4 protein-coding genes are annotated in these 3,386 nt (G+C 73.0%); 3 read left to right on the top strand and 1 reads right to left on the bottom strand.

Annotation, left to right across the window (positions count from 1 at the left end):
• On the top strand, positions 1 to 153 hold a 153-nt coding region (locus ACWD3O_RS33940; protein ID WP_451418481.1), incomplete at its 5' end, for an adenosylhomocysteinase.
• Between the two features lie 99 nt (positions 154 to 252).
• On the top strand, positions 253 to 888 hold the full coding sequence (locus tag ACWD3O_RS33945; protein ID WP_451418554.1) for a hypothetical protein: 636 nt from the start codon (positions 253 to 255) through the stop codon (positions 886 to 888).
• A gap of 16 nt (positions 889 to 904) precedes the next feature.
• Here the strand turns inward: ACWD3O_RS33945 and ACWD3O_RS33950 are convergent, their stop codons facing one another.
• Positions 905 to 1,885, bottom strand: coding sequence for an RDD family protein (locus ACWD3O_RS33950; protein WP_451418555.1), 981 nt, complete (start codon positions 1,883 to 1,885; stop codon positions 905 to 907).
• A 167-nt stretch (positions 1,886 to 2,052) separates the two neighbouring features.
• On the opposite strand from ACWD3O_RS33950, the gene ACWD3O_RS33955 reads away from it, so the two are divergent.
• Positions 2,053 to 3,063, top strand: a complete 1,011-nt coding sequence (locus ACWD3O_RS33955; RefSeq protein ID WP_451418556.1) for a stage II sporulation protein M — start codon at positions 2,053 to 2,055, stop codon at positions 3,061 to 3,063.
• The last annotated feature ends 323 nt before the right edge of the window (positions 3,064 to 3,386 follow it).

Genomic DNA, 3,386 nt, shown 5'->3' on the forward strand with positions numbered 1-3,386 from the left:
GTGTACGTGCTGCCCAAGCACCTCGACGAGAAGGTCGCCGCGCTGCACCTGGACGCGCTCGGTGTGAAGCTCACCAAGCTCCGCCCGGAGCAGGCCTCCTACATCGGCGTCGAGGTCGAGGGCCCCTTCAAGCCGGACCACTACCGCTACTGAGCGGCTGTCCGACCCGCAGGACCCTTCCCGGCAGGCCCCCGCCCTCGTGGCGGGGGCCTGCCCCGTCCGGGCCCCCTTCCGCCCACCACCAGGACACCGATGCCCACCGGCCGCTACCTGCTCCACGACCCGCACGACGGCACCCCGCTCGGCGCGGAGCACTTCCAGTGCGCCCCCGGCCCCTCCGGCTGGCGCTACGTCTCGCAGTTCCTCACCCCCGAGGGCGACCACCGGGGATCCGTCGACGTCACGCTCGACGCCCTCGGCCGCCCCCTGCGCGTGGAGCTCCACGCCGGCGGCTGGCAGGTCCGAGCCGCCGCGCTCGACGGGGTGACCTGGGTCCGCACCGACCCCACCGGCGAGCACGCCACCGAGGGGAACGTCCGCGCCCACGCCGTCGCCGGCGCCTCCCCGGCCTTCCTCGTCGCCACGGCCCGCCTGCTGCGCCCGGCCCCGTCCGAGGACCCCGTCCGGGTGCGGCTGGTCGCGTTCACCGACCCGGTCCTCGCACCGCTCACGGTGGACCGGACCTGGGCCCTGACCGGCCGCGAGACCCACCCCACCGACAGCGGTCCCCTGGTCGTGGACACCTACCGGGTCACCGACCTGGGGACCGGCGAGCAGCACACCGTGCACCTCGCCGGCGACGTCGTTCTCGCCGCTCCCGGCATCGAACTGGACGACCTCCAGTCACCACCGTCGGCCTTCACGGACCCCGGCCAACCCCCGGCCTGACCTGCGGTTCGGCGCCTCAGGCGGGCGGCGCGAAACCACCCTTGCGCGGAGCCTCCTCGGGCGGGGCCGGGGCCGGAGCCGGGGCAGCCGGAGTCGGGGCAGCCGGAGTCGAGGCCGAGGCCGGGGCAGCCGGAGCCGGAGCCGGGTACGGGGGGGCCGGGGTCGGGTACGGGCTCTGCGGCTGGAACGGCCCGGGCGCGGGCGGCACGTACGGCCCCGCCACCGTCGACTGCGCCCGCGCCCGGGCCTGCGCCGCGGCCTGTGCGCGCGCCGCCTCCCGCGACTGCCGCTCGTACATCACCGCCGCCAGGAACTCCGCCGCCGACACCCCCTGCGCCTGCGCCCCCGTCCTGGTGGCGATCTCCGTGGCCAGCCGGTGCGCCATGGCGTACCCGACCGCGGGCTCGAGCTGCCCGATGCGCGTCAGGTACTGCCGCACCTGCAGCCACAGGTCGTCCGGCACCGCCGACAGGTCCAGGTGCGCGAAGCGCCCCATCAGGTACGGCGGAGGCGGCGGCGTCCCCAGGACCGGCCCGCCGGGCACCCGCTCCCGCACCACCAGCGTCCCCCCGAACACGTCACCGAGCCGTCGGCCCCGCGAGGACACCAGGGAGGCGATGCAGGCGACCACACCGAACGACATCAGGATCTCGATCATCCCGAGCAGCCCCCGGACCAGCGCGTGCCGGAACCCGATCGGACCGCCGTCGTCCCGCACCACCCGCAGGCCCAGCGCCAGCTTCCCCAGCGACCGGCCGCGGGTCAGCGTCTCCACCGCGATCGGCACACCGACCGGGATCAGCAGGAAGGTGCCCACCGAGATCGCCGCCGCAGCCGCCTCGTCGACCGACTCCAGCGTGGCGAAGAGCAGCATCAGCACGACGAACCAGACGAACAGCACCACCAGCAGGTCGAGGATCACCGCCAGCGCCCTGCTGGGAAACCGCGCCGGCCGTACCTCCAGTGCCACCGCCTCACCGGTCACCAGCTCGCTCATCGCCCCGCCCCTTCCACTGCCCCGTCGGTCCGACCGCCCGGACCGCGCACACGCGCCCCGTCGGGAATCCGTCCCGCACTGACGTCCGGGCGGCCAGTCTGCCAAGCTGTGGGCCACGCCGCCGCAGTGCGGCCCCGCCGAAGCAGGTTGAGGAGCAGCGGACACCCATGGACCTGGACGTCTTCGTCGCCACCCATCGCGCCGAGTGGGACCGTCTGGAGACGCTGCTCAGCCGTCGGCGACGCCGTCTGACCGGCGCGGAGGTGGACGAGCTCGTCGAGCTCTACCAGCGGGCGGCGACGCACCTCTCCGTCATCCGGTCCAGCGCCCCGGACCCGCGGATCACCGGCCGCCTGAGCCAGCTCGTCGCCCGCGCCCGGAGCCAGGTCACCGGAACGCGGAAGTCGTCCTGGCAGGACATCGCCCGGTTCCTGGTCCAGGGCTTCCCGGCGGCCCTCTACCGGGCCCGCCGCTGGTGGGTGCCGACGGCCTTGATCTCGGTCGCGGTGGGCGTCGTCCTCTCCTGGTGGATAGCCACCCACCCCGAGGTCCAGGCCGCCTTCGGCACGGACGCGGACCTCCGCGAGATGACCCGCCCCGGCGGCGAGTACGAGAACTACTACTCGAGCCACCCCGCCGCCTCCTTCGCCGCCCAGGTCTGGACGAACAACGCCCGCGCCGCGGCGTTGTGCCTGATCACCGGCGTCTTCATCGGGCTGCCGGTCATCTGGATCCTCTTCCAGAACATGCTCAACCTCGGCGCCGGCTTCGGTCTGATGGCCGACGCCGGGCGCCTCGACGTCTTCCTCGGCCTGGTGCTCCCGCACGGTCTGCTCGAGCTCACCGCCGTCTTCGTGGCCGCGGGCGCCGGCATCAAGCTCGGCTGGACGGTCATCGACCCGGGCCCCCGTACCCGGAGGGCCGCCCTGGCGGAGGAAGGACGCGCCGCCCTCGGCATGGCCGTCGGCCTCGCCTTGGTGCTGTTCGTGGCCGGCGCGATCGAGGGCTTCGTGACCCCGTCCGGCCTCCCGACCTGGGCCCGCGTCGGCATCGGCGTCCTCGCCGAGCTGGCGTTCCTCGCCTATGTGTGGGTACTCGGCCGTCGCGCCGTCCGCGCGGGCGAGACGGGTGACGTGGAGGAGAGCGGACGGAGTGCCGCGGCCCCCGTCGCAGCGTGATGTGCATCGAGCGGCTACTAGCTGCTACTCTCCTCTTCGCCCCCGGAACTGCCGTTGACGCGGCACGATGGTGGAGGTAGATTTGAACAGTTGCCCGGAGAGGTGCGGAGCACCCCACGGCAGCCGGTAGGATCTACCGAGTCGCTTCCCGACTGTCGGTCGGAGAAGGACAACCCCCCGATAAATCGGAATTCGAAGCCGGCAAGACCGGCCGAAAACATCTGATAAAGTCGGAACCGCCGGAAAGGAAAAGCGCCGCGAAAGTGGTGCTGGAACTGGAAAGCACCGAGGAAATCGGAACGGAAACGGTCTGATAGAGTCGG

The organism is Streptomyces sp. NPDC002640, from assembly GCF_053592575.1.

What these genes read in the sequence shown, in the direction of transcription:
- ACWD3O_RS33945 (WP_451418554.1), top strand. Translation starts at nt 253, where the DNA reads ATGCCCACCGGCCGCTACCTGCTCCACGACCCGCACGACGGCACCCCG.
- ACWD3O_RS33950 (WP_451418555.1), bottom strand. Translation starts at nt 1,885, where the DNA reads ATGAGCGAGCTGGTGACCGGTGAGGCGGTGGCACTGGAGGTACGGCCG.
- ACWD3O_RS33955 (WP_451418556.1), top strand. Translation starts at nt 2,053, where the DNA reads ATGGACCTGGACGTCTTCGTCGCCACCCATCGCGCCGAGTGGGACCGT.